This is a genomic window from Mesorhizobium sp. BR1-1-15 (genome assembly GCF_020165475.1).
Classification (GTDB): domain Bacteria; phylum Pseudomonadota; class Alphaproteobacteria; order Rhizobiales; family Rhizobiaceae; genus Mesorhizobium.
Genome location: NZ_JAIUIF010000009.1, coordinates 1 through 24,766, shown reverse-complemented (window position 1 = coordinate 24,766; position 24,766 = coordinate 1). Strand labels below are relative to the sequence as shown.

General features: G+C 62.2%; 16 protein-coding genes and 1 pseudogene. 5 read left to right on the top strand and 12 right to left on the bottom strand.

The window, feature by feature from the left end:
• Positions 1-108: 108 nt before the first annotated feature.
• From fae to LB541_RS16765, 7 genes are all read right to left on the bottom strand, one after another.
• Entirely contained in the window at positions 109-615 is a 507-nt protein-coding gene (gene fae, locus LB541_RS16795; protein WP_140498176.1) for a formaldehyde-activating enzyme, read from the bottom strand.
• A 148-nt stretch (positions 616-763) separates the two neighbouring features.
• A complete protein-coding gene (locus tag LB541_RS16790; RefSeq protein WP_318012622.1) occupies positions 764-1,621 on the bottom strand; it encodes a triphosphoribosyl-dephospho-CoA synthase in 858 nt (285 codons plus the stop codon).
• Positions 1,622-1,639: 18 nt separating this feature from the next.
• Positions 1,640-2,587, bottom strand: coding sequence for a RimK family alpha-L-glutamate ligase (locus LB541_RS16785; protein ID WP_224619040.1), 948 nt, complete (start codon positions 2,585-2,587; stop codon positions 1,640-1,642).
• A 51-nt stretch (positions 2,588-2,638) separates the two neighbouring features.
• Positions 2,639-3,595 carry a methenyltetrahydromethanopterin cyclohydrolase gene (gene mch / locus LB541_RS16780; protein ID WP_224619039.1) on the bottom strand — a complete coding sequence of 319 codons (957 nt, stop codon included), beginning with the start codon at positions 3,593-3,595 and terminating at the stop codon, positions 2,639-2,641.
• A complete protein-coding gene (locus LB541_RS16775; protein WP_224619038.1) occupies positions 3,592-4,653 on the bottom strand; it encodes an ATP-grasp domain-containing protein in 1,062 nt (353 codons plus the stop codon). The genes mch and LB541_RS16775 overlap by 4 nt, the downstream gene beginning before the upstream one ends.
• A gap of 46 nt (positions 4,654-4,699) precedes the next feature.
• Positions 4,700-5,593: an NAD(P)-dependent methylenetetrahydromethanopterin dehydrogenase gene (locus tag LB541_RS16770; protein ID WP_140566625.1), complete on the bottom strand. Its 894-nt coding sequence runs from the start codon at positions 5,591-5,593 to the stop codon at positions 4,700-4,702.
• 30 nt (positions 5,594-5,623) lie between these two features.
• Positions 5,624-6,595: a beta-ribofuranosylaminobenzene 5'-phosphate synthase family protein gene (locus LB541_RS16765; RefSeq protein ID WP_224619037.1), complete on the bottom strand. Its 972-nt coding sequence runs from the start codon at positions 6,593-6,595 to the stop codon at positions 5,624-5,626.
• Positions 6,596-6,751: 156 nt separating this feature from the next.
• Between LB541_RS16765 and LB541_RS16760 the strand changes: the two genes are divergently transcribed.
• The 5 genes and pseudogenes from LB541_RS16760 (at position 6,752) to LB541_RS16740 (ending at position 11,668) form a co-directional block, all read left to right on the top strand.
• Positions 6,752-7,132 (top strand): 4a-hydroxytetrahydrobiopterin dehydratase, encoded by a 381-nt coding sequence (locus LB541_RS16760; protein ID WP_224619036.1) that lies wholly within the window; start codon positions 6,752-6,754, stop codon positions 7,130-7,132.
• Between the two features lie 388 nt (positions 7,133-7,520).
• On the top strand, positions 7,521-8,339 hold the full coding sequence (locus LB541_RS16755) for a tungsten formylmethanofuran dehydrogenase (RefSeq protein ID WP_224619035.1): 819 nt from the start codon (positions 7,521-7,523) through the stop codon (positions 8,337-8,339).
• Complete coding sequence (locus LB541_RS16750) at positions 8,333-9,964, top strand: formylmethanofuran dehydrogenase subunit A (protein WP_224619033.1); 1,632 nt, start codon at positions 8,333-8,335, stop codon at positions 9,962-9,964. Before LB541_RS16755 ends, LB541_RS16750 begins: the two co-directional genes overlap by 7 nt.
• Positions 9,952-10,859 (top strand): annotated as a pseudogene (gene fhcD / locus LB541_RS16745) (formylmethanofuran--tetrahydromethanopterin N-formyltransferase). The gene LB541_RS16750 and the pseudogene fhcD overlap by 13 nt, the downstream one beginning before the upstream one ends.
• Entirely contained in the window at positions 10,856-11,668 is an 813-nt protein-coding gene (locus LB541_RS16740; RefSeq protein ID WP_224619031.1) for a formylmethanofuran dehydrogenase subunit C, read from the top strand. Before fhcD ends, LB541_RS16740 begins: the two are co-directional and overlap by 4 nt.
• A gap of 124 nt (positions 11,669-11,792) precedes the next feature.
• On the opposite strand, the gene LB541_RS16735 is transcribed toward LB541_RS16740, so the two are convergent.
• From LB541_RS16735 to LB541_RS16715, 5 genes are all read right to left on the bottom strand, one after another.
• Entirely contained in the window at positions 11,793-12,539 is a 747-nt protein-coding gene (locus LB541_RS16735; RefSeq protein ID WP_140623836.1) for a GGDEF domain-containing protein, read from the bottom strand.
• A 104-nt stretch (positions 12,540-12,643) separates the two neighbouring features.
• A complete protein-coding gene (locus LB541_RS16730) occupies positions 12,644-13,330 on the bottom strand; it encodes a thermonuclease family protein (RefSeq protein ID WP_140899133.1) in 687 nt (228 codons plus the stop codon).
• 19 nt (positions 13,331-13,349) lie between these two features.
• Entirely contained in the window at positions 13,350-14,549 is a 1,200-nt protein-coding gene (locus LB541_RS16725) for an ABC transporter substrate-binding protein (protein WP_140762933.1), read from the bottom strand.
• Positions 14,550-14,993: 444 nt separating this feature from the next.
• Complete coding sequence (locus LB541_RS16720) at positions 14,994-15,362, bottom strand: hypothetical protein (RefSeq protein ID WP_224619028.1); 369 nt, start codon at positions 15,360-15,362, stop codon at positions 14,994-14,996.
• Positions 15,363-15,388: 26 nt separating this feature from the next.
• The coding region (locus LB541_RS16715; RefSeq protein WP_224619027.1) for a DUF5801 repeats-in-toxin domain-containing protein at positions 15,389-24,766 on the bottom strand (9,378 nt) is incomplete at its 5' end.

Sequence of the window (24,766 nt, the reverse complement as noted above, 5' to 3'; positions counted from 1 at the left end):
CGGGCGCCCTTCGGGAGTGTCGCTTCAAAAGCCCAGAACCCTTTTCAGCCGGCGCAACAGACCATCCGTTTCGGAAGATGGCTTTTCCTGTGCGGGGCTGTCTCTTGTCTAGGCCGCGAACGGATGCTTGACGTTGTCGCGCTGAGCGGTGGCTTCGGCGGCCGTCGGGGTTCCTGCGATAGCGCGCTGGATGGCCTCCTTTGTCGCCTCGTAGTTGTATTTCTGGATCTTGGCGTCGTCGGCCGCGTCCCAATGGATGAATACGCCGACGCAGATGAACACGTCGTCCGCTTCGTTAGCCGGAATGGTCCCGTCCGCGACGCTGTCCTGCACGGCCTTCGCAACGGCGTGCTGCGCCGGCCCGAACATCTGTACAGCCTGCTTGGCGCCCTTGATCGTGACCTTGTTGAACATCACCGTATTGGGCTTGCATTGAAGATTGGGCGCGATCACCGCCAAAAGCGAGGTAAAACCGTCCTTGTTGTTGGTAAGGGCGTTGCAAAATGCCGTTTCGACTGCGCTCCCTCGCGGCCCGATGAGCAGGTCGACATGCGCGACTTCGTTGCCGTCCCCGACCAGCGATTCACCGACCATTACCTTCGAGATTTTTGCCATGCCAATTTCCTCCAAGACACAATTATGATGTCCACGGACGCTGCAACCGAGCAGGCGCTCGATGGACAGCTATCCTTGTTGGCAGCGCCCGGATTGCCCGGACCGGTTGGCTAGATAGCCGCGGAAGCACAGCTCCCGCTTTTGGAAGTCAAGCACCAACGCCGCGATTATGCAAGCGAGTGCCTAGAGTGTGGACTAAAAGAGTAGCCACGCTCAGATCGGCCGAGGTGCCGGGGTTTACTTTGTCCGCCTTCAGCCGGCGGTCGAACTCCATGAGCAGGCGAATGCGTGACGGCTCGTCGCCGTTGGCATGGAGCGTCGCCTGAACGGAAAGAGCGTCCTGTCGCGCCTGATTTGCGACTTCAATTCCGTGATTGCGCACCACGTGACTGTCGGGGAAGCCTGCGAGAAACGCCATATAGGCGAACACGGTCGGCCACATGCCGCTTTCTCCGCGAGCTAGCGCCCCTACCAGCGCGGCCAGCCCTACCCCGAACACGTCGCCGAAACAGGTGTCATACTGGCGGGCGATCATATCGCGGTCGGCAGCCTCCCGCATTGCTTCCAAGAGATGAACCTTCGGCTCCTGCCGCACATCATTCGCGGCATCTCCCAGGCCGCCTGGCGCTGCCATGGCGATCGCCTCGAACACTGCCCTGGTATCGTCCATGCTCAACGCGCGCAGCAGCGAGTCGAGATTGTCCTGCAAGCTGCCACTCCTCATTTCGGCGGCGCCTATCAGAGGCCCCGCCAGGAGGACGATGCCGAGATTGGTGTTGGTTGCTACCGCCAGGCGTGTCGCACGCACCGCCTCCAGCATGCGCTGCCCGACCGAGAGGCGGGGATCGGTCAGCGGCTCGGACGAAACCTCGGCACTCATCATGAACTGGGCGGCGGACATGCCGTGTCCGTCGGCGAACAGGTGGACGTTGCCCGGCTTCAGAGCTTCGATCTCCATCCGGCAGGCATCCTTGTAGCTAGCCCGGAGGCGTTCACGCGATAGCATCATCCTGCCGCCGCTCCGTTACGAATTCGCCGGCGCGGTGAAACGGAAGGGCCGCGGCACGGCGGTCGCTTCGGTGCGGTCGGCCAGGAATTTCAGCAGGGCATCGGCGATCGCTTCGGCGATGTTCACAGCGACCACCGATTGCAGTCCTGACCAGGCGGGCATGCTGTTCACCTCGAGTACGAACAAGCTGCCATCGTCGGCTCGCACGATGTCCACGCCGGCGAAATCCGCGCCGACGGCAGCCGACGCGGCGACAGCCAGCGATGCCAGCTCAGCCTTGCCAGGTCCCGAAACCGGCTCCGGCACGCCACCCCGGTTGACGTTCGTGATCCAGTCGTCGCTGCTGCGGCTCATCATCGCCACGGTTTCGCCGGCGCAGACAAAAACGCGGAAATCCCGGAAAGGCGGGCCGGCGCGCGACACATAATGCTGGAGATAGTAGACGCTGTTCACCTCGTCTGCGGCGGGAAGGTCGGAGAGCGTACGGATCAGCCTTATCCCGCGGCCTTGCGCCCCGAACAATGGTTTCAGCACCAGCGGTCCCTTCGGAAGCTCTTGCGCCGCGATCTCCTTGGCGGCGGCAAGTCCTTCGACGGCGAATGTCGGTGGCGTTGGCAGACCGGCATTTTTCAAGAGGAAAGTCGTCATCGACTTGTCGACGCAGCGTTCGACCGCCTGCGCCGAATTCCACACGGGAACCGACAGCCGGCTCAGCGCGTGCAGTACCCCGAGGCGCCGGGTGATCGCTTCGAACGATCCGGCGGCGATCGAACGGACGAGCACGGCATCGGGCAGCGCACCGCCGAAACCGGGGATCGAAAGTCCGCCCGGGCTGCCGGTGTCGAACGCGATCGCCGCCAGCGGCACGGTTGCAACAATAGCGCCCCGTCGACCAAGCCTTGCCGCGAGGCCACTTGAGCCGGTGTCCGAATTGTCGCTGACGATCAGGATGCGAGGGATCATGTGGTGCCTCGGATGTGGCGGATGACGGACGGGTCTCTTTGTGCCGCCATGCTAACCGAGGCTCCGTTCGAGCATCTTTGGATCACGCCGGCCAGCGCGAAACGTATCGCCGGTTTCGATCGCCGTCACGATCACTTCGGCCGGGCTGAACAACAGTGGATCGATGGCATAGAAATCCCCCTTGAACCGCTTGAAGATCTCGGCAAAGGGTTGACCGTAGTCCCGTGAGGCGCGGCTCGGAAGTTTCTCCGCGAGGTTGCTGGCCTCTTTTGCCGACCCTTTTACGAAGAGCTGGACGCTGCCGCCATAGATGATGGCATCGTTCGTTCTGCCCATGGCGGTCAGGAAATCCGGGTGGGGGGCGGGGATTGGCGCCGCTCCGATGCCGTCGACAACGTTCTCCAGCGGAAATTTGAGATCGTTGGCCTTGTGCAGGGCAACCTCGAGCGCGCGCGCAACGATCTGCAGGCTGCCGGCAAGGCTTTGCGTCGGCGCGTAGAGGAAGGTGAGCTTGTCGGTTGCCAGTCCGGTTGCCTTGCTCACTTTCTCGACGATTGCTGGGGGAGGCGGTTTGGCAGTCTCCAGGATAAGCACGGCGGACGATGCGGTGTCTCGATAGGAAAGCGCGTCGAACAGGGGTTCGACGCGGGCGAGTGCCCGCGCCGGTCCCGATCCCATGGCGAAATAGTCCTGGGCAGACAGGTTCCAGCCCGCATATTGACTGCCTAGGCAGGCTAGTACCGGCTGCGACGAGCGCACCTCGACGGTGAACGGCCATTTCCGCTCCGTGCGGTCCATAAACACCGAAACGCTGCCGAGACCGCCCATCGCCGCCTCCGCCATGCGCAGCCCGGCCTCGACGCTGCCGGGCGCCTCGGCGCCGACATCGATAAGGAGCTCGCCCAAGGTTCCCTTGGAAGCGGCGATCCGCAGCCGTTCGGCGTCGCTGATCATGCCGTCAGCGATGCGCTGTGCATTGTCGTTCAGGAATGCCGAACCGTCTTTCATGTCCGGTCTCCTTCCCATTGGCGTTGCAACCGGCGGGCTTGCCCCTTGATGAGCCGCCTGGTCAAATCGGCGTTCGGACCGCGCGCGAAGACGGTGCAGACGGGATCGCCGGCAATCAGAGGGGTGCCGGGCGACTGATGGTCAGCGGTCCATTCGGGCCACGCAATCGACGGAAACCGCGCGATTGGCGTCGCGGCGTAGGTCACCATTGAAGCCATCGAATCGACGAAGCATGGCAAACGGTAAGTTCCGCCGGTTGCAGCTCGCAGATGTGCTTCGATCAGCGGCGCGTCGGCCTCGTCAAAAATGTCCAGCGTGGCGCCTGGCCGCGGATTGATCTCGATGAGCTTGTAGCCATCCGATCCGCGAATGAGATCGGCGCTGCACAATCCAACCAGGCCGGCACGGCGCGTCAGGGCTGAAAGCCAGCCGCCGATGACCGCCGCATGCTTGCGGTCGAAGCGTCTCAGCCGCACGGCCCCGCCATAGCGGTAGGGCGCCGTGGAGACGGGGGAAGTCCATTGTTGGCTGAAGCCGACGATGCGCGCGGCCTGGCCGTCGCCGACGAACAGGGCCGAGATGCTGCGTCCGGCGACGAAACGCTGGAAATAGCGGCCGGTGGTCTGGCTTTCTCCGGCCGCCTGTCTGATATGCCCACCCCCGGCGCCGCCCACGGTCTTGGCCACCCAGCTGTCTGGCTCAGGCGGTCGATCCCACCGGAATTCCGGATGTGGGATGCCGAGTTCGGCACAATCCGCGGCCAGCAATTGCGGGTCCTTGATCCTGCTGATCGCCGCGCCGCGATTGCCGGCAAGCGGAAAATGGCGAGCGACGGCGTCGACAGTCTCCGTCATCCGCTCAAAACCCGAGCCCAGGACGACGGCGACCGGCTGGTCTTCGCCGACCAGGTCCCGAAGCGTCTCGATGATGCGCTCGCCGTCGATGCCGTCCTGTAGGTTGCCTGGCAGCTTGGTCGTTCGTTCTGCCAGCGCAACCGTATCGGTATCGCAGAAGAAATCAGCGACCAACGGACGATAGCCCGCACGCCGCGCAGCCATGGCCAATGCCCGGCCTGAAATCGCCGCGATCAGCAGAGATCTGGCGCTATTTGGCAATCTCGCGTGCAAGGGAAAACGCTTCCTGGAAATCGAGCGCGATCGTTTTTTCGGATTCGATCATTCTTTTGAAAAGGCCAGACTCGACCTTATATTTGACGTTGCCGATGGCAAGCGGGCCAATCCCGACGACCTTTGCCGCTTCTAGCGGGTCGCCATTGGCATTGACGGCCAATCCTTCGATGCCTGCGGGCGGGACCGCGTTGACGTCGGCGGCGATAAGCAAGCCGCTTCCTCTCAACTGGGCCTTTGAAACCACCTGGACGCCGGCTTTCGCACAAGCCAATATGACCTCACTTGCTTCGACCAGATCGGCTTTCCGGGCATCGCTCGATCCGTCAGCCGCATCGACACCGATCTTGAATCGGCTTTTGATCTCGGCAGCGATCTGTTTCACCCTTTCGATGCCGTCATGGCCGACAAGCGTGACGCGGGCGCCCTCCCTTGCCGCGATGACGGCGGTGCAGAAGCCAACCACGCCGGTGGCGCCGAAAACAGCCACCCTCGTGTCCTTCAGCCCGCGCTCGAATTTCTTCTCCAACGCTTTTTCGACCTTGGCCACCATCGCCGCGGCCGTGGTGAACGAGCCGGCCGGGTCGGCAAATACCGAAACCTGGAAAGGCGGCACCATCGCCTTCTTCGCGGCATCGAACATGTCGAGCGCCAACGAAGCATCCTTCCCGGCGATAAAGATGCCGGTATCGACACCCGCATCCGGCGGGCGCGAAAAGATCGCGTCCTGAACCAGGCCTGTCACCTCACCAAGGTCGACATCGACATAGGGGACCACGCTGTCGAAGCCAGCGTCGAGCGCCATGTTCACGTCGAACGGGCTCATGTGCTTCAACGGCGTCAGCATATGCAGGATATGTTTGCGGGCCATTTCTCGCCTTTCTGCTTGGAATCTGAAGCGTCAGCTGCCGACGAGACCGAGTCCGGTCGAACTGATCTCCGCGCCGGAGTTCCTGCCCTTGACGATCTTGATCTGGAGGCCGTCTTCAACGGCTGTCTTCTGAACCGCGCCGACGAATTTGAGCGCGGCGTCATGCGACGGCGCGAAGGCAAACCCTGTGGGTCCCCAGGAACTCTGGCCGATCCCGACGGCGCCCGCTTTATTGAGACGGTGAGCGACCATCTCGACCCGCTTTGAGGTGAACACACCGCCCTGCGCCGGAGCGAAATGGCTGCCAATCAGCATCTGTATCGCGGTGACGGCAGCGCCGAATGCCGCAAGATCGCGCTCGACCAAGGCCGGCATGATACCCATCAGTACCCTCCGGCAGATCTCGCCGCTGCCCGCCGTCGGGAAGGGTGGCAGTGAACGGAACGCCGCGACCTCTGCCTCGCCATGCAGTCCATGCCCGGCATGGTCGAGGATGAGGATGACGCGCCATTCTTCGGGAAACGGCAGCCGCGCCACGACCGGAGGCGGTCCGCCACGCTCGTCCTTGCCCGCGTCGACAATCACGCCGCCGTCTTCGAAACTTGCGATGCCGATTCCAGATCGGCCGCCTCGTTCGAGCAGGGTCGCGTCGCCGGCGACATCGAGAGGCAGGTTGTGGAGCGTTCGCAATGCAGAGGCGACGGCAAGGGCGATCTGCGTGCCGGACCCAAGGCCGGCGTGACTCGGGATCGACTGTTCGATCACCAAATGGTGCTGGCCGCGAATGCCGAGATGCCTGCAGAGCGTCGACAAGTGCTCACCGGCGCGAACGCTCTCGGAACCTTCGACTATGGTCTCGCCGGACCGCGACAGGGTGACAACGGTTTCGGGTTCACTCAACGGAAGCCCAACGCTGCCAAAGCGACGTCCGGCATCGCCATTGAGATCGAGGAAGCCAAGGTGAAGGCGAGCGGGCACTCGTACGGTAACAAAATTCGACATCTGCCCCCCGATGGGTGCATCATGGATGCATCATGGAAGTTTAGGTGCCCGACACGATGATAACTGTTTTCGTCGAGGGAGCAAGCCAAAGAGAGTGCATTCATGTTTCTGCTTGGCCTGTCGTGTTGACGGACCGAGCAATTCGGGGAGGTCGAGATGAGCGAAACGGTCAAGGAGAAGGTCTATTCGGATGCCGAGATTGCCGACCGGCTTGAGAAAGAGCTGCCGAAATGGCGCTACGAAAACGGCTGGATCCGGCGCAAATACAAGACCCACAGCTGGAAGTCGACGCTGATGGTCATCAACGCGGTTGGCCATCTCGCCGAGGCGGCGTGGCACCATCCCGATATCACCGCTTCCTATGCCTGGGTCGAGGTACGCCTGATGAATCACGCGGCGAAGGGTATCACCGAGAAGGACTTCGAGTTGGCGAGAAAGATCGAGGACGTTGTCCAGTGGCAGCCGGCCAAGGAAGGCGGAGCGCTGGAGGGAACTCCGGCGAGCGATCAACGCTTCGCTTACATCAAATATGATTAAGCGCGGTCGGAGTTTGTTGATAGCGTATGAAAACATTCGTTAATCTGCTGGCAAGCGGGGTTCACGGCCAATCCAGTTTCGTCTAGGATCGGGCCGGCACCAGAAAGTAGTGTAGCGAATGGCGGTTGCTTGGATAGGCAACCGGGAAGCGCTGGTCGAGCGCGCGGCTGCGCATGCCGCGTCGCTGTTATCGTCAAGCCGGTGCCCGGTTTTCAGCTTTGATACGGACATACACGGCACGAGGGCGGCGATCGCGCTGGCCGAGCGGCTTGGCGCGGCATACGATCACACCGACGGCGCGGCACTTGCCCGAGAGACCATGCTTTTTACCGACAGGGGCGCGATGACCGTCGCCCCTGGGGAGACGCGCCGGCGTGCCGATATCGTGGTGATCGTGGGCGAACTCGCACAAACCCATCATGATCTTGTTGCCGAACTCGCTGGCACGGTTCCCGATCTCTCGACCGGGATTGAGCGCGAGTTCTTCCTGGTGGGATCGAACGGGGTGTCCGCGCCGCCGTTGAAAAACGGGCGCAAGGCAACGCTCCTTTCCTGTGGCCAGGCTAGCCTCGGCGCCACGCTGGCGGCGCTGAGGGCGCAGTACAAGGGGCGGCAAACATCGCGACCGGTGTCGAACTTCAACGATTTCGCCAAGGCTCTGGCGGCTGCGCACTTTCCCGTGTTCCTGTTTTCAGGCCACGCCACCGATGGGTTGGCGTTGGAGATGCTGCAGGGGCTGATCGCCGATCTCAATCGCAAATCACGTGCATCTGGTCTTCATCTGCCCGCGAGCGAAAACGGGTGGGGAAGCGTGCTCGCCTCGACCTGGATGACAGGTTTTCCATTGCGCACGGGCTTTGCGCGGGGCTTCCCGGAATTCGATCCCTGGCGTTACGATGTGGCGCGCATGATCGCCGCCGGCGAAGCCGACCTGCACCTGCGGATCTCCGCCACGGTTGCCCAACTCCCGAGAAAAAGGGGACGCATGGCACTGATTGCGCTGGCTAAAACGGAAGAGCCGGTCGCAGGCGCCGCGGTCACCATCGCCATTGGCGAAGCTGGAGTCGATCACGATGCGGTTGTCTATTCCAGCCGTACCGGCTCGCTGAAGTCGACTGATACCCGCGCTGCTTCGAAATTGCCCTCCGCCGCGACGATCATTCGCCTGGTCGCCAGTCGGGTTTTCGCCGAGGCATTGCCATGCTGACGAAAATTGCCAACGGCGACATCGTCGACCCCGTCAACAGCCGTCTCGGCAAGGGCGACCTGTGGATCAAGGACGGCAAGATCGTCGCGGCGCCGGCTGAGGGGGTGGCCGACCGGACCATCGAAGCCGCCGGCTGCATCGTGATGGCGGGCGCCATCGACATCCACTCCCACATTGGCGGCGGTAACGTGAATACCGCGCGGCTTCTCTTGCCCGAACAGCATGCCGCCCATCAGGCGCGACCGGCGACGACGCCGCTCTCCAATGCCGGCTGGTCGACCTTCCAGACCGGCTGTCTCTACGCCAAGATGGGCTTCACGACGGTCGTCGAACCGGCGATGTCGCCGGGATCTGCACTCCACACCCATCTCGAGCTGGCCGACATCCCGATCATCGACAAGGCGACGCTCGCCATTCTCGGCAACGACGACTTCCTGCTGTCAATGATCCGTGACACCGCCACACCTCAAATGATCGAGGACTACGTCGCCTGGACGGTCGCCTCGACGCGAGCGCTCGGGGTCAAGGTGATCAACGCCGGTGCAGCGGCCGCCTTCAAGGAAAACGCACGCACGTTCGCGCTGGACGATGTGGTGCCTTCCTACGGCGTCAGCTCGCGCAACATCGTCAAGACGCTGCAGGCCGCCGTCGACAATCTTGGCCTGCCACATCCTTTGCATGTCCATTGCAACAATCTGGGCATCCCCGGATCTGCGGACACGGCGGCCGCGACGATTGCGGCGGCGGATGGGCTGCCGATGCACCTCGCCCACCTCCAGTTCTATGGCTATGGCACGGAAGGAAAGCGCAGATTTTCCTCCGCCGCCGCGCGGCTTGCCGAGCTTATCAACACGACTCCGGAAGTCACCATCGATATCGGTCAGGTGATGTTCGGCCAGACGGTCACGGTCTCCTCCGACGTCATGCGGCAGTTCTCGGCGCGGGGCAGTGCGCATCCGAAAAAGTCCGTCATTCATGACGGGGATGGCAATGGCGGCGGCATCGTGCCCTACAGCTATGGCAAGGACTTCTATGGCACGATGCAGTGGGCGATCGGGCTCGAGCTTTTTCTCCTCATCGACGATCCCTGGCGTGTGTTCTTCACCACCGATCACCCCAACGGTGCACCCTTTACCGCTTATCCGGCTCTGTTCGAGCTGCTGATGAGGCGGGAAGCACGCACCGAAATGGCCGCTGGACTTTCACGATCCGCGTTAGCGCTCTCTACCCTGTCCGCAATCGACCGCGAATACACGTTCGAGGAAATCGCCATCATGACGCGTGCAGCGCCGGCCAGGCTGCTCGGGTTGACGGATCGAGGCCATCTCGGCGCCGGCGCGATCGCCGACATCGCTGTCTATCGCAGGAACGAAAGTATCGCGAAAATGCTCGGGCAGGCGGCTTATGTTTTCAAGGATGGCGATCTCGTCGTGCAGGACGGGGAGATCATCCATTACCGCTGGGGCAAGGCCCTCAGGCTTAATCCACCTGTGGACAAGGCGATGGTGCGGCGTCTGGAGGACTATCACCAGCAGCGCTACGGCCTGTCCTTGGATTGGTTCAATTTCCCGGATTCCGCTATTGCGCGTGAACAGCCATTCGGCGAGGTGCCATGCCGAACGTGAGCATAAATGGCGTAACGATCGACGATACTTTTGCCGAAGCCTTTGGGATGCGGGCAACCGCCATCATCATCACCGCGCCGAACCGGAAATGGGCACGGCAGGCGGCGATCACGATGACCGGCTTCGCCACCTCGGTAATCGGTTGCGGCTGCGAAGCGGCAATCGATGCCGACCTGCCGCCGTCAGCCACCCCGGATGGCCGGCCCGGCTGCCGCGTGATGATCTTCGCGATGGGAACCGATGAATTGCAGAAGCAACTGCTCAATCGCGTCGGGCAGTGTGTTTTGACTTCGCCGGGCTCCGCCTGCTTTGCCGGCTGGAGGGCAGCGCTAAGCTCAAGCTCGGTTCGGCACTGCGTTATTTCGGCGACGGCTGGCAAATCTCCAAGAAGATCGGCGACAGGCATTTCTGGCGCATTCCCGTCATGGATGGTGAATTCCTCTGCGAGGCAACAACCGGACTGACGAAGGAAGCCGTCGGCGGCGGCAATTTCTTTGTCATGGCCGAAAGCAGCGCCAACGCATTGGTCGCGGCCGAGGTCGCGGTCGCCGCGATCGGAATGGTGCCCGGTGCCATCGTGCCGTTCCCGGGCGGCATCGCCCGTTCGGGTTCCAAGATAGGTGGCAAATACAAGGGCATGATCGCCTCGGCCAACGAAGCCTACGCGCCGACACTGCGCGGTGTGGTTGCGAGTGAGCTCGGCCCCGACATCAACGCCGTCCTGGAAATCGTCATTGATGGTGAGACCAATGATGCCGTTGCCGCGGCGATGAAGGCCGGCATCAACGCCGTCATCCAGATCGGACCGAAGAAAGGCGCGGTTCGCATCGGCGCCGGCAATTACGGCGGCAAGCTCGGTAAGTTCATCTATTCGCTGAAGGATATGTTGCCATGAAGGCGCTGACCTTCACTCTTGTTGCCGAACCGCCTGAGCGCCTCGACCTGTCGCCGCTGACGCCGGAGCGGCTTGCTGGGAGCGAAAGACGGGATATCGAAAAAATCCGGATCGGCATGTCGAAGCACGGATCGAAGGTGGGCGACATTTTTCGCCTCGCCGGCAGCGATCCGCTAAGCATCGTGTTCGAAGGTGGAAGCACGCGCCTCGACCGGGTGGCGCAAGGCATGGGAGGTGGATCGGTTCGCGTGATCGGCAATACTGGCGCGCAGGCCGGGCGCGCCATGCGCGGCGGCAAGCTGACGATCGAAGGCAATGCGGGGCCGCACGCCGGCTCTGGCATGCGCGGCGGCAGGCTGGAGATAACAGGTAATGCCGGCGATCACCTTGGTGCGCCGCTCGTCGGCGAACTGGCCGGCATGAATGGCGGCGTGCTGATCGTCAGGGGCAGGGCGGGCGCCTTCGCCGCGGACCGGATGCGGCGCGGTCTGATCTCGGTGCTGAAAGGCTCGGGCGACTATGCCGGCAGCCGCATGATCGCAGGCACGCTGGTGGTAGCCGGTGGCATCGGTGAAATGCCCGGCTACCTGATGCGTCGCGGTTCGATCCTTCTTGATCGCGCGCCAGGACATCTGTCGCCGAGCTTCGTCGAGTGTGGCGCGCCCGAGAGCGTTTTTGCCACCGTCATCGATCGTCATCTGATCGCCGAAGGCATTTTGAAACGGCCGCTGCTGGGGAGCGCACCACATAAATATGGCGGCGACAACGCGGTGCTTGGAATGGGCGAGGTTCTCTTTCCGCGCCGATGAGGTTTCCGGCAACGAGATCGATCAAGTGCTTGTGCCTGTCGAGCGGCCCTGCTCGCTGAGCTTTAGGAATGTGTCCAAACGTCGATTTGCCGCCAGCTATTGGCTTCGCCAAGGTTAAAGCGGCCTACTGGAGACCTGTAGGGCGCGTTTCGGCGGATGCGCGGGCGGATAATTGCGCTTCCGCTGAGCGAAACATGTCCTCGAATCCAAGCTCGGTTTCAAACACGGTGCTTCCCAGGCTGATCGCCAGAACGTCCTCGGTCCCCTTGGGCGCGAAATAGACCCGCGCGACGCTTGCCCGAATGCGCTCGCCAATTTCCGCGGCCTCCGCTTCGGTCGTACCTGGAAGAAAGACTCCGAACATCGATGTTCCTATGCGACCTACCATATCCTCCTTGCGGACCGAAGACTGAATGGCCGATGCGACGAGCCGCAAGGCCTCATCGCCCCAATCTGGGCCGAAGCGAAGATTTATGGAGCGAAGGTGTTCGGCATGAATCACCAGGAAGGCGCCCGAGCGCGGCCCTGGCGCTGACGGCCTGGCCGCGCGCCGCTCGACCATCGAGGTGAAAACCGGGCCGTTCAGGCAGCCTGTCACCCTGTCATAGGTCTCGGCCCTGTTGAGCTCCCGCCGGTAGCCGCGGATCTGGGCCTGCTTCAAGCCGATCAATACGAAAAGCGGCAGACCGATGATCAGAGGCAGCAGCACCGCAGTGACCATGCTGCGCCCGAACGGCGTCAAGACATCGCTGAACAACAGCAGGTAATTGAGGCCCACTGAGAGGGCAAGGCTGCCAACGGTCCCCAGGAAGGCGAGCCACGCGACACCCTTCCATACCGGCTCGGTGGCGGTCGTTTCGGCTTGTGCCATTACCAATCTCCTGTCAGATCGGCGAGCATAGCGCCGGCATGCGCAATTTCAGTTGCGGCAAACCATACAATTTGATCGATGTGCGAATCGTGAATCGATTTCGCCTATCGCGGCGGGCCGAAAACTCCCACCTCCGCGTCCTCGGCGACTGCTTGCGCCTTGCCATAGATGCCGGTGGGCAGCGCGATCGCCCAGCCGTTGGACACAAGCCAGGCGCCGACATCCTGCTTGCCAAGGCTACACGGCGCGGCAATGGCAAAACGTTCGATCTCCGGCGGCATGAAGCACTTCAGCGCGCGCCCACGCAGCCAGGAGTTGAAGGCGGCGCGTGCGCGCTGGCCGCAGGACCAAGCGACATCGTGAAACGAGCAGGTGGCTTCCGGTTCTATGCTGGCCACACCACTGACGGCCACTTTGCGTCCCATGGATTCGAAAGTCGCCGATGACGTTGCCATTGGCCGGAAGAGCAGGGTTTCGCGCCAGTCATCTGGCATGGGCGTTTTAGGGGGCACGGCGAGGCCGAGGTCGCCGAGCGGCGGCCGGGCTTCGATCCGCTCGATCTCGGGCAGGTCAATCGACGGCAGCGCGACAATGCCCTCGGCAACCCTGCGCGCTTCTCGCCATCTTCCGTCGAGAACAGTCGTCTGCGACCGGGCTGGTTGCCCGGCATTCTCGACACGAGTCCCAAGGGCAGGCCTGTCGGTCGCAATCAAGGCTCCGGCATGCATGATCAGGGCAATCCCGAACAGCAGCTCGAGGCCTCCGACCGTAATGACCAGGCGGGCCAGCACAGCGTTCGTTACCGGACGGTCAGAACCCCGAGGTCGATTTGGCAACCAGTTTGAGCGCACCCTTTTCTATCCGATAGAATGGCATCGATCTTTGGCTGGATCCATCGGCGCGAAAGCGGAACAGGCCGGTCGATCCGCGAAATCCACTCGGATTTTCGAGCACCTGTTTGCTGAAACCGTCAGGTCCGACCGCGCTGGCAATTCCTGCAGTCAGCGCAACCATATCATAAGCGTAGGCTACGTTGACGTCGGCGGGATAATTGTATGTCGTCCTGAAGCGATCGGCGATCGGCCCGGTTTCGCCCGGATCGAGCGTTGCGATATAGGCTCCCTCGAACGATGGTTCCATGGGATGCTCCAGCCAACGGCTGGTTCCAACGACGGAGGTCGCCTTGCCCGCAATGCCCTTTGATTTGAGGGCGGCAAGGATAGGCGAGGGGCTGGCATCGCCGCTGGCAATGATGACAGCGTCGGGAGTGTCCACGAGCGAGGCCATTTCGTCGACCGCCTTGGCGGCGCCGTCGCCGGCCGAATATGGAACGGTGACGGCGAGCGTCGCGCCATAGATGCTGAGACTGTTGGCGACCCGCTTCTCGACCGTGCTGGCGTTCGAGCCACCCGCGACAAACAGTACGAATTTTTTTCCGCCTTTCGCGGCGATGCCCGCGGCGCCCGCCGCCGCACTGTCCGCTTCGCTGAGGCGCACGGCATAAACACCGGCGCCGCCCGCGAAATTGTCGGCAAGCGCCAGCACGGGCGGCCGCTTCGATCCCGACAATGTGGCGATATGCTGGGCTGCCGGCAGTTCGGTCGGCCCGATGACGACTTTCGTGCCGGTCGTCAGGGCTTGCAGCGCCAATTTGCCGGCCTGTGCGTTGTCGCCCTTGGTGTCCTCCACGGTCAGCGTAAGCAATCCATTGCCGATATCGGTCATCGCGAGCTTGGCGCCATCCAGCATCTTGCGGCCATTTTGCCCCGCCGATCCCGGGGCGGATAATGGCAGCAGCATGGTAATTTTCGTCGAACCGGTACCCAGCGACTGGGTTGCCTCGACCGGGCCGGCGGCCGCGGCGCCGTCCTGCCCGGCAGGCGCGGCAATCGCCGCCGGATCGAGCGCTTCGGTAACGCCCCCCTTCGACTGGCAGCCCGACAATACCGCGTCGAGCGCGAAGGCGGTTGCCCAAATCTTCAGCCCACGGACCCGTCGGCCAGCTTCCATGATTGTCCCACCCTGTTCACCGCCGGTTTATTATCCCGGTCTGGTCTCCGACGCATGTTACGGCGAACTGGTCGTGCCGTCCTGTTTTTCTTCAGCCGCCGAAGAGCCGAGCCCTCAGCGCCCCGATCCGTCGCGCTTGCCCTGAGAAGGTATCGCGGTCCGACGAAACGCGGAAACGCCGAACGTCGCCAACGGCACGGTCGGCTGATAGCTCACGAACGCCTTGAATGTCTGTCGCATACCACACTGCGGTTGCGTCACAATGGATCGGCTGCGCCGAGCCGGACGACGGAGGTTGTGCCATGGGAGGCTGCTCCAGCCGGTCGGCGCAAGCCAGCGTGACGACTTGGCCAATGCCGGCCAGGGCGATCGTTGCGGCGATCGCCTTCAGGAGTTGATCCGTCCGCTGCCATGGTGGCCAACAGGCGCAGGTTACCTATCCGGTCAGTGCATGTACTCGACCATGCGATCGTGGAAACACTCGCATTTGTTGAGCGTGTCTTCGTCCTTGTAGTTCGTCTTCAGATAGCCGTAAGCCATGCCGCAGGCGACCTTGGCTTCCGAGGCCCAGACGAAAACCGGCCGGGACGAATTGATCCATTCCGAGCTGTTTGCGACGGCGACCGACTCGTCCATCAGCTTCACCACCTGATCCCTGAGATCGACGATGTTGTCGTTCAGCACCAGGTCGGAGGTGCCGGCGACACCGCAATAATCGCCCATGGTTCCTTCGATGATGTCGGCGGCATTGAGGCCCGTCGACAAGATCGACAGCAGACCGGCCCCGAAAGCCACCCGCAAGATTCTGTTCATGTTGCTCACCCCGTTCCTTTCGCCCCTTAGGCCACGTCCTGCTTGGTACCATGGCTGTCGTCATAGAGTATTTTGACTGCTTCGGCTGCACTGTGGAACGTATAGTTCTCCAGCACCGCCACCGTGTGATAGTTGTCGCCGCCGCCATTGGTGTCGACCTTGACCTCGGCGTTCGCCGCATTGGCGGAGGACTGCGCGATCTCCACGAAGCCGCCGGCTTCGAGATCGGTGACGCCGGCCAGGCCCTTCAGCAATGCCGTAAGATCGATCTGGTCGCCCTTGGCCCCGTCATGGAAGTCGGCGATCAGGTCGGTCACCTCGAGAGAGCCGATGGCGAAGGTCTTCGTGCCGTCGGAGGCGACGGTCGGCTGTGCGGGGGCACCGAGCGAGGTGTCGAGTTCGACCTCGACATAGTTGCCGGTGGTGCCGTCCGCCATCTGGAACGTGCCGTTGCCTGTCACGGTCTGCCCGTCGATTTCGCCCACGGCCGGGCTGGCCGCCGTGCTGATGGAGACGATACCGTTATCCGCGAGGTGCGACAATTCCCCGGCATCGCTGGCGCCGTTGGTATTGGCGTCCTTCCAGATCAGCAGGCTGTCGAAGGCGGCGTCATTGTGATCGATGACGCCGTCATGATTGCCATCGAGCGAGGCCAGTGCCGCCGCCCCGCTGGCGAACTTGCCGCCGCCGAAGCTCGGCGTGAACAGCTCGGTGCCGTCGTCGATCTTGCCGTCATGGTTGAGATCGACCGCCAGCATGCCGTCATTCGAGGTGTTCCAGGCAAGCTGGTCCTTCGCCCCGTCGCCATTGATGTCGAACTGGACGCCGTGGCTGAGGTCGGAGAAGGTGAAGCCATCGTGGTTGAGGTCGAGGATGATCGGGTCGGTGGCGCTGTTGTAGGCGACGAAGTCGGAAACGGTGAGAGCGGCTACCTGGGCTTGAGTGAGTCCATTGATGGTCGCTACTTGGGTGCGGCTACTCGCTGTGCTCCAGTCGGTGTCGAACCAGATCTCCGCGCGATTGTCATTGGAGTCGTACACAACCACGTATGAGTTCGTCGCGTTGCCCGTGGCATTGTCTATGACATTCGAAGCTTGCGCAGTGGTGATCAGGATGACCTTGTTGTCGTCGCTATTGGCAATCCCCGCGATGGTCGTATGGGAGACGAGATCTCCAGCCGCAAATGTCGCGCCGGCCGCCGTTCCGGCTGTGCCAAAATTGACGGCACCCGTACCTGTACCTTCGAGGAAGCCAATTTTATCAGCACCGGCCACGAAACTATTGATGGTGTCGGTTCCTGCATTCGTAGCAAACCTGAATTGGTCGTTTCCTGCCCCGCCACTCAGTGTATCGTTGCCACCTCCGCCATTGATGATGTCATTGGCCGAACCGCCGGTAATAGTGTCCGCGCTCGATGAGCCGATGATTTTGAAGGCCTCTGTCTGGCTGGACAAGTCGAGTGTGCTTGCCGCCGTCAGCGTAATGTTCTCGATACCCGTGATCTGACCGTCGTTGTTGTCGTTGAAACTGGCGCCGAGTTGCAGTGTGTCGGTTCCACTACCGCCCGCAAGGAGCGTGTCGGTCTGGGTGCCAACAATGATGTCGTTGCCCGATCCGCCAGTAATCGAATCTATGCCAGCCGAACCGGTGATCGTGAACCCCTCAGTCTGGTTGGACAGATCAAGGGTCGCCGCTGCCGTCAGCGTCACGTTCTCGATGTTTACGATCTGCGCGTCAGACGCACTGGTGAAGTTTGCACTGACCCGCAGGGTGTCTGTTCCGCCTTCGCCGTCGATCACATAGTCGCTCTGATCGGCCACGATCATGTCGTTGCCGCCACCAGCCAATATTATGTCGACACCGCCAGCTCCGTCGAAAATATCGCCATTGCCGTCGCCCACAAGGATTTCGTTCGCAGCTGTCCCCGCTATGTCGCCGCCGCCGTTGCGGTTAAAGACTTGCACGCTTGCGGTGTCTGTTCCAGCGCCGTTCGTCGCCGTGTAATCAAAAGTTCCACCATCGGCATTGTTTCCGTCATCGATGCTTATCGTGTTCGACGAATTGTTCACCGTAAGGCCGATGGCGTTTGAGACTGCCGAGATGTCGGTTGCCCCTGTATCATTGTGCAGGAAAGCCCATTCAGGCACAGTGAACTGAACGCCATCGAAATTGGTTCGGACGAAATCGTTGCCAGTTGTAATCTCCATAACGTCAGTGACGTTCACCGTGATCTGCTGCGTGTCCGTGCCGCCGTGGCCGTCCGAAACCTGAACGTTGACGACATAGGAATTGTTGCTGCCATTGTCTGTTGGCGCCTCGAAATTTGGTGCCGAGATGAAGGTGAGCACGCCAGTCGATGCATTGATCGAAAACTTGGCAAAATCCGTGCCTGCGGTGCCGAGGAGCGAATAGGTCAGCGCGTCGCCATTGGCGTCGGTCGCGTTGATGTCAGTCACCGCAGTCGTGTTTTCCGGCACGCTGACGGTGAAATCACTGCCGCCATTGGGTGCGGTGATGACGGGTGCGGCGTTCGGGATATCCAGAACCGTTACCTGCAGATCCGCTCCGGCCGTGTCGCCGTCGCCATCCACCAGGACATAGTGGAATGTCTCGATCTTGTCCGCACTGACGTTCACCGGTGCGGTGTAGTCGTAGTCGCCCGCATGATGGATACCCTCGTCGGCGAAATAGAATGTCAGCTTGCCGCCGGCGCTCGTGCTCACCTCGATCGACTTGCCGTCGTTCGCAAGCAGATGCGCGCCGGGTAATGCGCCGGAAAGGCTGATGGCGTTCGTTCCATTGAACGTATAGGTCGTACCGTCGATCGCAATCGACTGGATGTGGCCGCCGTCAGCGCCAAACGCATCGACGCCAAGGCCATGATCGGCAAGAATGCTGCCCGAGGCGGACGATGGCAGCGCACCCGCCAGCGTCGATGAGAGCTCGGTCGGATCCGTCACCGCTTCGGCAATATCGCCTGGGCGCGAGGCGATCTGCGCCAGGAAATTTGTATTGGCGATATCGCTGAAGCCAAGCGCGAAGACCTGGTTCACTTGGCTGCTGGCGAGGAAATTACTCCAGCTGCTCTGCTCGTTCGCATCCAGGCTCGCTCCCGATTGCGGGTCGCCGTCGCTCAGGAAGTAGATGTTGGTGGCGTCGGCCGTGGGATGCGGCAAATTCGCGTAGCGATCGGCACTACTGCTTCTGCCGTCGATCAGGTTGGCGGCGGAGTCATATTGCGTGCCAGCCGAGAGACTATTCGAATTGAACCCGTTTACAGTGTTGATGGCACTCTGGATGTAGTTGCTTTCACCGATCGTGTACTGGCCGACGAGCTCGGCTCCTACTCCGAAAGAATAGATTGTGATCTGGTTGAAGATCACTGTCGAACTGCTCAGGAAATTCTGGACCGCTGCCTGCATGAGTGCAAGCCGGGTAGTGAAACCGCCCGCGCCATCCGGATCGCTGTTCATGCTGAGCGAAAGATCGAGCACGAGGATCGCATTGAGCGTCGGCTTGCTGCCTTCGTCTACTTGCACGGTGTCCGGCCTCGCCACCGGCATATCGTCGTCGATCTTGATGCCGACCGTGCCGTTGGCGTGGTCGCCGTTGGAGTCGGTGATGGTGTACCCAAGCGAAAGATTGATGTCGTTCTCGCCGCCGCCTTGCGGGTGATCGACCTCCTGCAGCAGCGTGAAGTTATAGGTCGCCGCTGTCTGGTTGACCTCGATCTTGAAGGCGGCGTGGTTGGCTGCGGCCGTCGCGCCGGACGTGTCGGTCGTGCCGTACAAGGTGTGTGAGGCCGTGTCGTAGTAATAGTGGAGCGCGACACCGTCATGCTTCACTGTGAAACCGCCGTCCATGACGGTGTCGCCATTGGCAACGTCGAAGCTGAGCGAGCCATGCCCGTCCGGCCCATAGCTGCCGAGCGATATGTCCGCGGGGTTCGAAGTCGTATCGTCGCCCGTGCTATTGGTGTTGTGGACGCCCGCGGCAAGATCGTCTTCGTCGACCACGATGCTCGACGAGGTGGCGGTCGGCTGACCGGTGCTGTCGAGCCCGACGGTCAGCGTCGCGGTCGAGGTGTCGCCGTCGCCGTCCTTCAGCGTGTAGGTGAACACGTCGCTGCCGGCCAGGCCGGAGACACGGGTATAGACGTAGCTGCCGTCCTCCTGCAGAGCCAGCGTGCCGAATTGGCCGCTGACGACGAAGCCGCCGCCAGCCACATCGGTGTCCGATCCACCAGAGCCAGTGACGCCGCTGATCTTAGCGCCGTCGGCACCCAGGGTGTCGATACCGGTGCCGGGCAGACCTTCGTTGGTGCCGGCGCCGTCTATCACATTGCCGAGGATCGAGCTGCCTATGATGCCAGTGCCGAAGGAATCGGTGTCATTGTGGGCCGTTGGGCCATCATCGCGTATCGCGATGTCGAGCGAAGAGGTGGTGCTGCTGCCGTCGGTGTCTGTAACGACAACACCGTAGTTCGCAAACACCTGATCCTGGAGGCCACGGTCACCGGGCGTCGCATCCGCCGTTGTATTCGGATGGGTGACATTGTCGAGCAAGGTGAACTTGTAGGTCACCGTGCCGCCGGTCGCGTCTCCGACAAAGCTTGTCACCTGGAGCAATCCGTAGGCCGGGCCGCCCAAGATGGTCACCGGCGCTCCGGGCGAGGCGGCCTGTAACTCCGCCAAGGTCAGCGCTGTGGTCCCGATCGTCAGCGTGACCAGGCCGTCGGGCGATGTGAAACCGAAGGCGCCGGTGTTGCTTTCCGACGGATCGACATTGGTAGCCGGATTGTTGTCGTTTTCGCCAGATCCCGCAGGTTCGCCGCTACGGATATCCAGGCCCTTTTCATCGACGAACGTATCCCCGCCCGAAGCTTGCAGCGTCAGACCGGTAAGCGTCGTCAAGTAGTTGACGTCGACGGTGGTCGAGCCCGCCGTGACCAGATGCTCGTATTCGCTGCCCCCCGACTGCACCGACGCGATCGAATTGGAAATATTCGCCTGGTCGGTGATCTGGACGTCCGTGTAGGTGTGGGTCACGGATCCTGTTGTAGCGCCGGTGGCGACTGTCACTGTCTCGCCATTGGCCAGCGTGAAGGTCAGTGGTGCGGTCGGTGCGACCGAACCAGGAGTGCCGGTCAGCGTCACCGTATAAAGGATCGAGCCGCCATTTTCCGAGACCGGGATTGTTGAGGACGTGAGCGTCGCCGTCACCGTGTTTGTAGTGTCGGTCACCTGCGCCGTCGCCGTTGCGGCGCCGACCACGAGATGCTCGAAATTGCCACCGCTGGTGTTGATGATGGTCGCGGTCCGGCTCGACGCGTCGAGATAGACGTCCTCGTCATTGCCCGAGGCAATCGTCAGCGTACCGGTGGTCTGGCCGTTCGCGATCGTGATGTCGCCCTGGTCGGTTGTGATCAAGGTCACGCCCTGGGAGGCGTTCGACAGTGTTGCCGTGAAGACGTAGTTGGCCACCGCTCCTTCCGACACCGTCGAGGCGCTAAGGTTGACCGTCGTGTCGTTGGTGGTGTCGTTGATCGCAAAGCCGAAGTTGGCGGTCGACGTATCGCCGTCGCCATCCTTTACGGTGAAGGTGCCGGTTGCGGTGCCTCCGGTAAGATAGACGTCGTCGCCTTGCGCCGTGAATGTGTAGCTGCCATTCGCCATGACCGCCATCGTGCCGTGCTCGAAGGCGATTGGCTGTGAGTAGCCATCGGCGCCGAACACCAGGGTCTTGCCGTTGATCTGCGTCACCGTCGCACCATCGGCGCCGGCGACGAAGTCCAGCACGCCGGTGACCGTTGTGCCCTCGGCGACGTTTTGCGAGGCACTCACACTTGCCGTCGGCGTGTCGTCATCGACATCGATCGACAGCGTGCCGGTGGCCGTGTCGTGGTCGCCGTCGGTGACGGTGTAGTTGACGCCGAACTGCAGATTGTTCTCGTCGTCGCCGGCAGGGTGCTCGATCGCATGAAGCTGCGTGACCGTGTAGGCGCCGGATGTGGTGTCGGCCAGATGCACCTTCAGCACGTCGACGACGACGCTGTTCTGCACCTGGCTGATGATCAGGTCGGTTCCTGAGTTCGAGGTCACCGAGAACCCGCCCGCAACCGGCAGCGTCGCGCCGGTGAGCAGCGTCGTACCGGCGCCGTCGGCGCCATAGCTGTGACCGAGCGTACCGGATGTGTGGGCTGTGTCGGGAGTGACATCGCCGGTGCCATCGGGACTGCCGCCCAGCCCGTCGTCATCGAGCTGGACCTGTGCATTCATCGCTGCGGCCGGCACGTCGTCCGCGACATTGACCGTAAAGCTCTGGGTGACGGAGTCGCCGTCGCCGTCGACGGCCTTGATGGTGAAGCCGAGCGGCAGCGAGGCGTCGCTGCCGCCGGTGTGGTCGTGGTCAAGCGGCTGCCAGAGGGTGAAGACAAAGGTCGGGGTGCCCACGCCGTTCAGGGTCACCATGAAGACGGGATTGGATACGGTGTCGCCTTGCTTGAAGGCGACGAGTTCCTCATCGACGCCGTTGGCGGCAAGACGGACTGTGTACTCCAGCGAAACGCCGCCCGAGGTCAGCTCTTCGGGCGCCATGAGAGTGTTGCCGGGACCGCGCGCGAATTCGAGGTGGCTCGATCCCTTGTCGTCCGCATTCCAGTCGATGTTGAGATCGCCGGATGTCGGCTGTACCAGGGGCAGCAGGCTCTCCGACACATTGCCCGTACCCGCGGGGCTGGTGACGACCGGAATGTCGTCGATGACATGCACGGTGAAGGTGGACGACGTGCTGTCGCCATCCGAATCCGTCGCGGTGAAGTCGAAGGACAGGGCCTTGTCGTTGTGGTCGGCTCCAGCCGGATGGTCGATATTGTCTTGCAGGTTGAACGAATAGTTGCCGTTAGTCTGATCGTTGATCGACACGGTGAAGATGGTGCGGATGACCGAGTTGTGCGTGGCGGTCGCCGTCAGCACGGTGTCGTTGCTGGACAGAGTGTAGGTGATGGCATCGCCATTGGACGTCAGGCCAGCCTGGACGCCGGCCAACGCCGGATTGAAGGTAACCGAGCGGTCGTGAATGCCGCTGTTGGGATTGGCGTCGTCGGCTCCCCACGAGATTCCCAGCGAGCCGGTCGCGGAGGCCGCGTTGAATGCGTTTGTGGAACCCGCTGCGGTGCTTTCCGCCACGGTGGCCTCCGCCGCAGCGATCACTGGCCTGTCATTTTCGACCACAATGTTCAACGTGCCGGCCAGGTTGACGCTGTCGCCGTCGAAGTCGGTCGCCTTGAAGAGCGAGCCGATGTCGATCGCCATCGTCCCGCTGTCGCCGGAATTGAGGCTATGGTCGAGGTGATCGAGCAGCGTCAGCGTAAAGGTGCCGTTGTTGTTGTCCGCAATCGTGAACACGGTGCGACCGTCCGCCGCGACGCCATCGACGGCATCGACACCCACAACGAAATGAACCGCCGATCCCCCCGACGACACGCCCGCCTGAGTTCCATTCTTTTCGACGTTGAAGGAGAAAGTCGCGTCGTCATCAGCGCCGATCGAAAGCAGTGGGACGAAGGCCGATGCCCCAAACGTAACCGAGGTTGGCTGGCTGCCGCCTTCCGAATTTCCGCTCGACAGGCCGGTCAGCTTGTCTTCGTAGGCGGTCGGAAGAGTGGCGCTGCCGTTCAGCGCTACCGGAATGTCGTCCTCGATGCCAATGGTGAAGACGCCGCCGCTGGTGGTGGTGGTCGACGTATAGAGGAAATTTTCGGCGCGGATCTTGTCGCCGCTGTCGAGATCGAAGCGGATCACCAGATGGTCGAACGTGCCCGCCGGGTCGATCGTGACGACTGAGCCGTTGGCCGGCACAGTCATCGTTCCTATCTGGAAACCGGAGCTGCCGGAAACCGGCACGCCGGCGCCATTGTAGGCTTCCCAGGAAATTGTGCCCGAACCGTTGCCGTTGATGGTGAAGCTCACCGCGTCGGTGCCGGGCCGCGAGAAGATGAAGCCCTCATTGTCATGGATATGATTGTCGCCGATGCCGACGCCCTGACCCGAAACGTTGAAGGAATCGCTCCCGGCGCCATTGTTGAAATCGTGAGCCAAGGCTCCATTGAACGTTAGTCCGTCGAACGTAACGCCGCCCACGGTATAGGTGCCGTAATGGCCGGAATGCAGACTCAGGCCTGTCGTGGCTGTGGTGGTCGTCGTCTCGCCGGTGATCGCGATCGTGTCGCCGTCGGCGTCGGTGAACTGGAGCGCATGTGTGAAGTCGAGCACCAGCTTCTGGTTGTCATCGTTGGCGGGGGAGTTCGGCAGGTGGTCGATCTGGTCCAGCAAGGTGAAGGTGTAGGTGCCGTTCGGCTGGACATCGAGGGTGAAGACTTTGCGGTCGCCCGTATCGAGGCCGGGTGTTCCGCTCTCGACATAGCCGGTCAGCACCGTGCCGTCGACGTGGTAGACGATCGCCTCGCCCTTCGATGTCGCCGCCGGCAAGCCAGCGGGGTTCTGGATCAGCGAGAAGGAACCGGGTTCGTCCGCTCCGGCGGAGACCAGCGAGCTCAGCGAACCGGTCGCGACCGTGCCGAGGCCATCTCCGTCGGGATTGCCGACGGAATGACCATTCGAGTTCGCCAGCAAAAGCGCGTCCTCGCCGACATTGCCGGAGACGGTGGCGCTGGTCTGCACCGGAATGTCGTCGAGGACCTGGATCACGAAGGTCCCGGCGCCAAGGGAGATGGAGTCGCCGTCACCGTCGGTCGCGACGATATACGAGGAAAGATCGATCGGGCTCGTCAGCTGGTTTTCACCATTGTCTCCGGCCTGGCCGTCCAGCGCCGGATGATCGATCTGATCCTTGAGCGTGAAGACGTAGGAGCCGTTGGCCCCCACGGTCAGCTGGAAGATCTCGCGGTCGCCGGCCGAGAAGCCGGCGCCGTTTCCTGCCTCGGCATAACCATGCAAGGTGCTCCCATCGGATACGATGAGCACATGCGCGCCCTGCGACGTAAGGCCGGAATCCGCCGGCACGGCCGTCGAGGCAAGATGAAACGCCTGGGCGCCCGGGCCGTCGGCGCCGAAGTCGACGAGCGCGGTCAGCGCGCCGGCAGCGCCCGTGACGGTCGCGGAAAGGCCGATCGCTCCCGTCTCACCCGGCCTGCCGGCATCTGGGTTGTGCCCGGCAAGCCCGTCTTCGTCGACATTCGCCGTGATCGAGGCGGTTCCGACGGCCTTCGGCCCATCATCCTCGAAGACGATGGTCTGGGAGATGTCGGCGCTTTGTGTGACGTGGTCGCCGTCGCCATCGGTCGCCGTGACGGTGACCGAGACCGAACCGGCGCCGAGCGCGATGCCCTCGTCGTTGCTGCTGGTGTCGGGATGGTGGAGCGAGACGTATTGCGCAACCGCGAC

Coding starts and splice junctions, on each gene's coding strand:
- LB541_RS16750 (WP_224619033.1), top strand. CDS start 8,333: ATGCTGACGAAAATTGCCAACGGCGACATCGTCGACCCCGTCAACAGC.
- LB541_RS16735 (WP_140623836.1), bottom strand. CDS start 12,539: ATGGCACAAGCCGAAACGACCGCCACCGAGCCGGTATGGAAGGGTGTC.
- LB541_RS16785 (WP_224619040.1), bottom strand. CDS start 2,587: ATGATCCCTCGCATCCTGATCGTCAGCGACAATTCGGACACCGGCTCA.
- LB541_RS16790 (WP_318012622.1), bottom strand. CDS start 1,621: ATGCTATCGCGTGAACGCCTCCGGGCTAGCTACAAGGATGCCTGCCGG.
- LB541_RS16770 (WP_140566625.1), bottom strand. CDS start 5,593: ATGGCCCGCAAACATATCCTGCATATGCTGACGCCGTTGAAGCACATG.
- LB541_RS16765 (WP_224619037.1), bottom strand. CDS start 6,595: ATGTCGAATTTTGTTACCGTACGAGTGCCCGCTCGCCTTCACCTTGGC.
- LB541_RS16740 (WP_224619031.1), top strand. CDS start 10,856: ATGAAGGCGCTGACCTTCACTCTTGTTGCCGAACCGCCTGAGCGCCTC.
- mch (WP_224619039.1), bottom strand. CDS start 3,595: ATGAAAGACGGTTCGGCATTCCTGAACGACAATGCACAGCGCATCGCT.
- LB541_RS16725 (WP_140762933.1), bottom strand. CDS start 14,549: ATGGAAGCTGGCCGACGGGTCCGTGGGCTGAAGATTTGGGCAACCGCC.
- LB541_RS16720 (WP_224619028.1), bottom strand. CDS start 15,362: ATGAACAGAATCTTGCGGGTGGCTTTCGGGGCCGGTCTGCTGTCGATC.
- LB541_RS16775 (WP_224619038.1), bottom strand. CDS start 4,653: ATGGCTGCGCGGCGTGCGGGCTATCGTCCGTTGGTCGCTGATTTCTTC.
- LB541_RS16760 (WP_224619036.1), top strand. CDS start 6,752: ATGAGCGAAACGGTCAAGGAGAAGGTCTATTCGGATGCCGAGATTGCC.
- fae (WP_140498176.1), bottom strand. CDS start 615: ATGGCAAAAATCTCGAAGGTAATGGTCGGTGAATCGCTGGTCGGGGAC.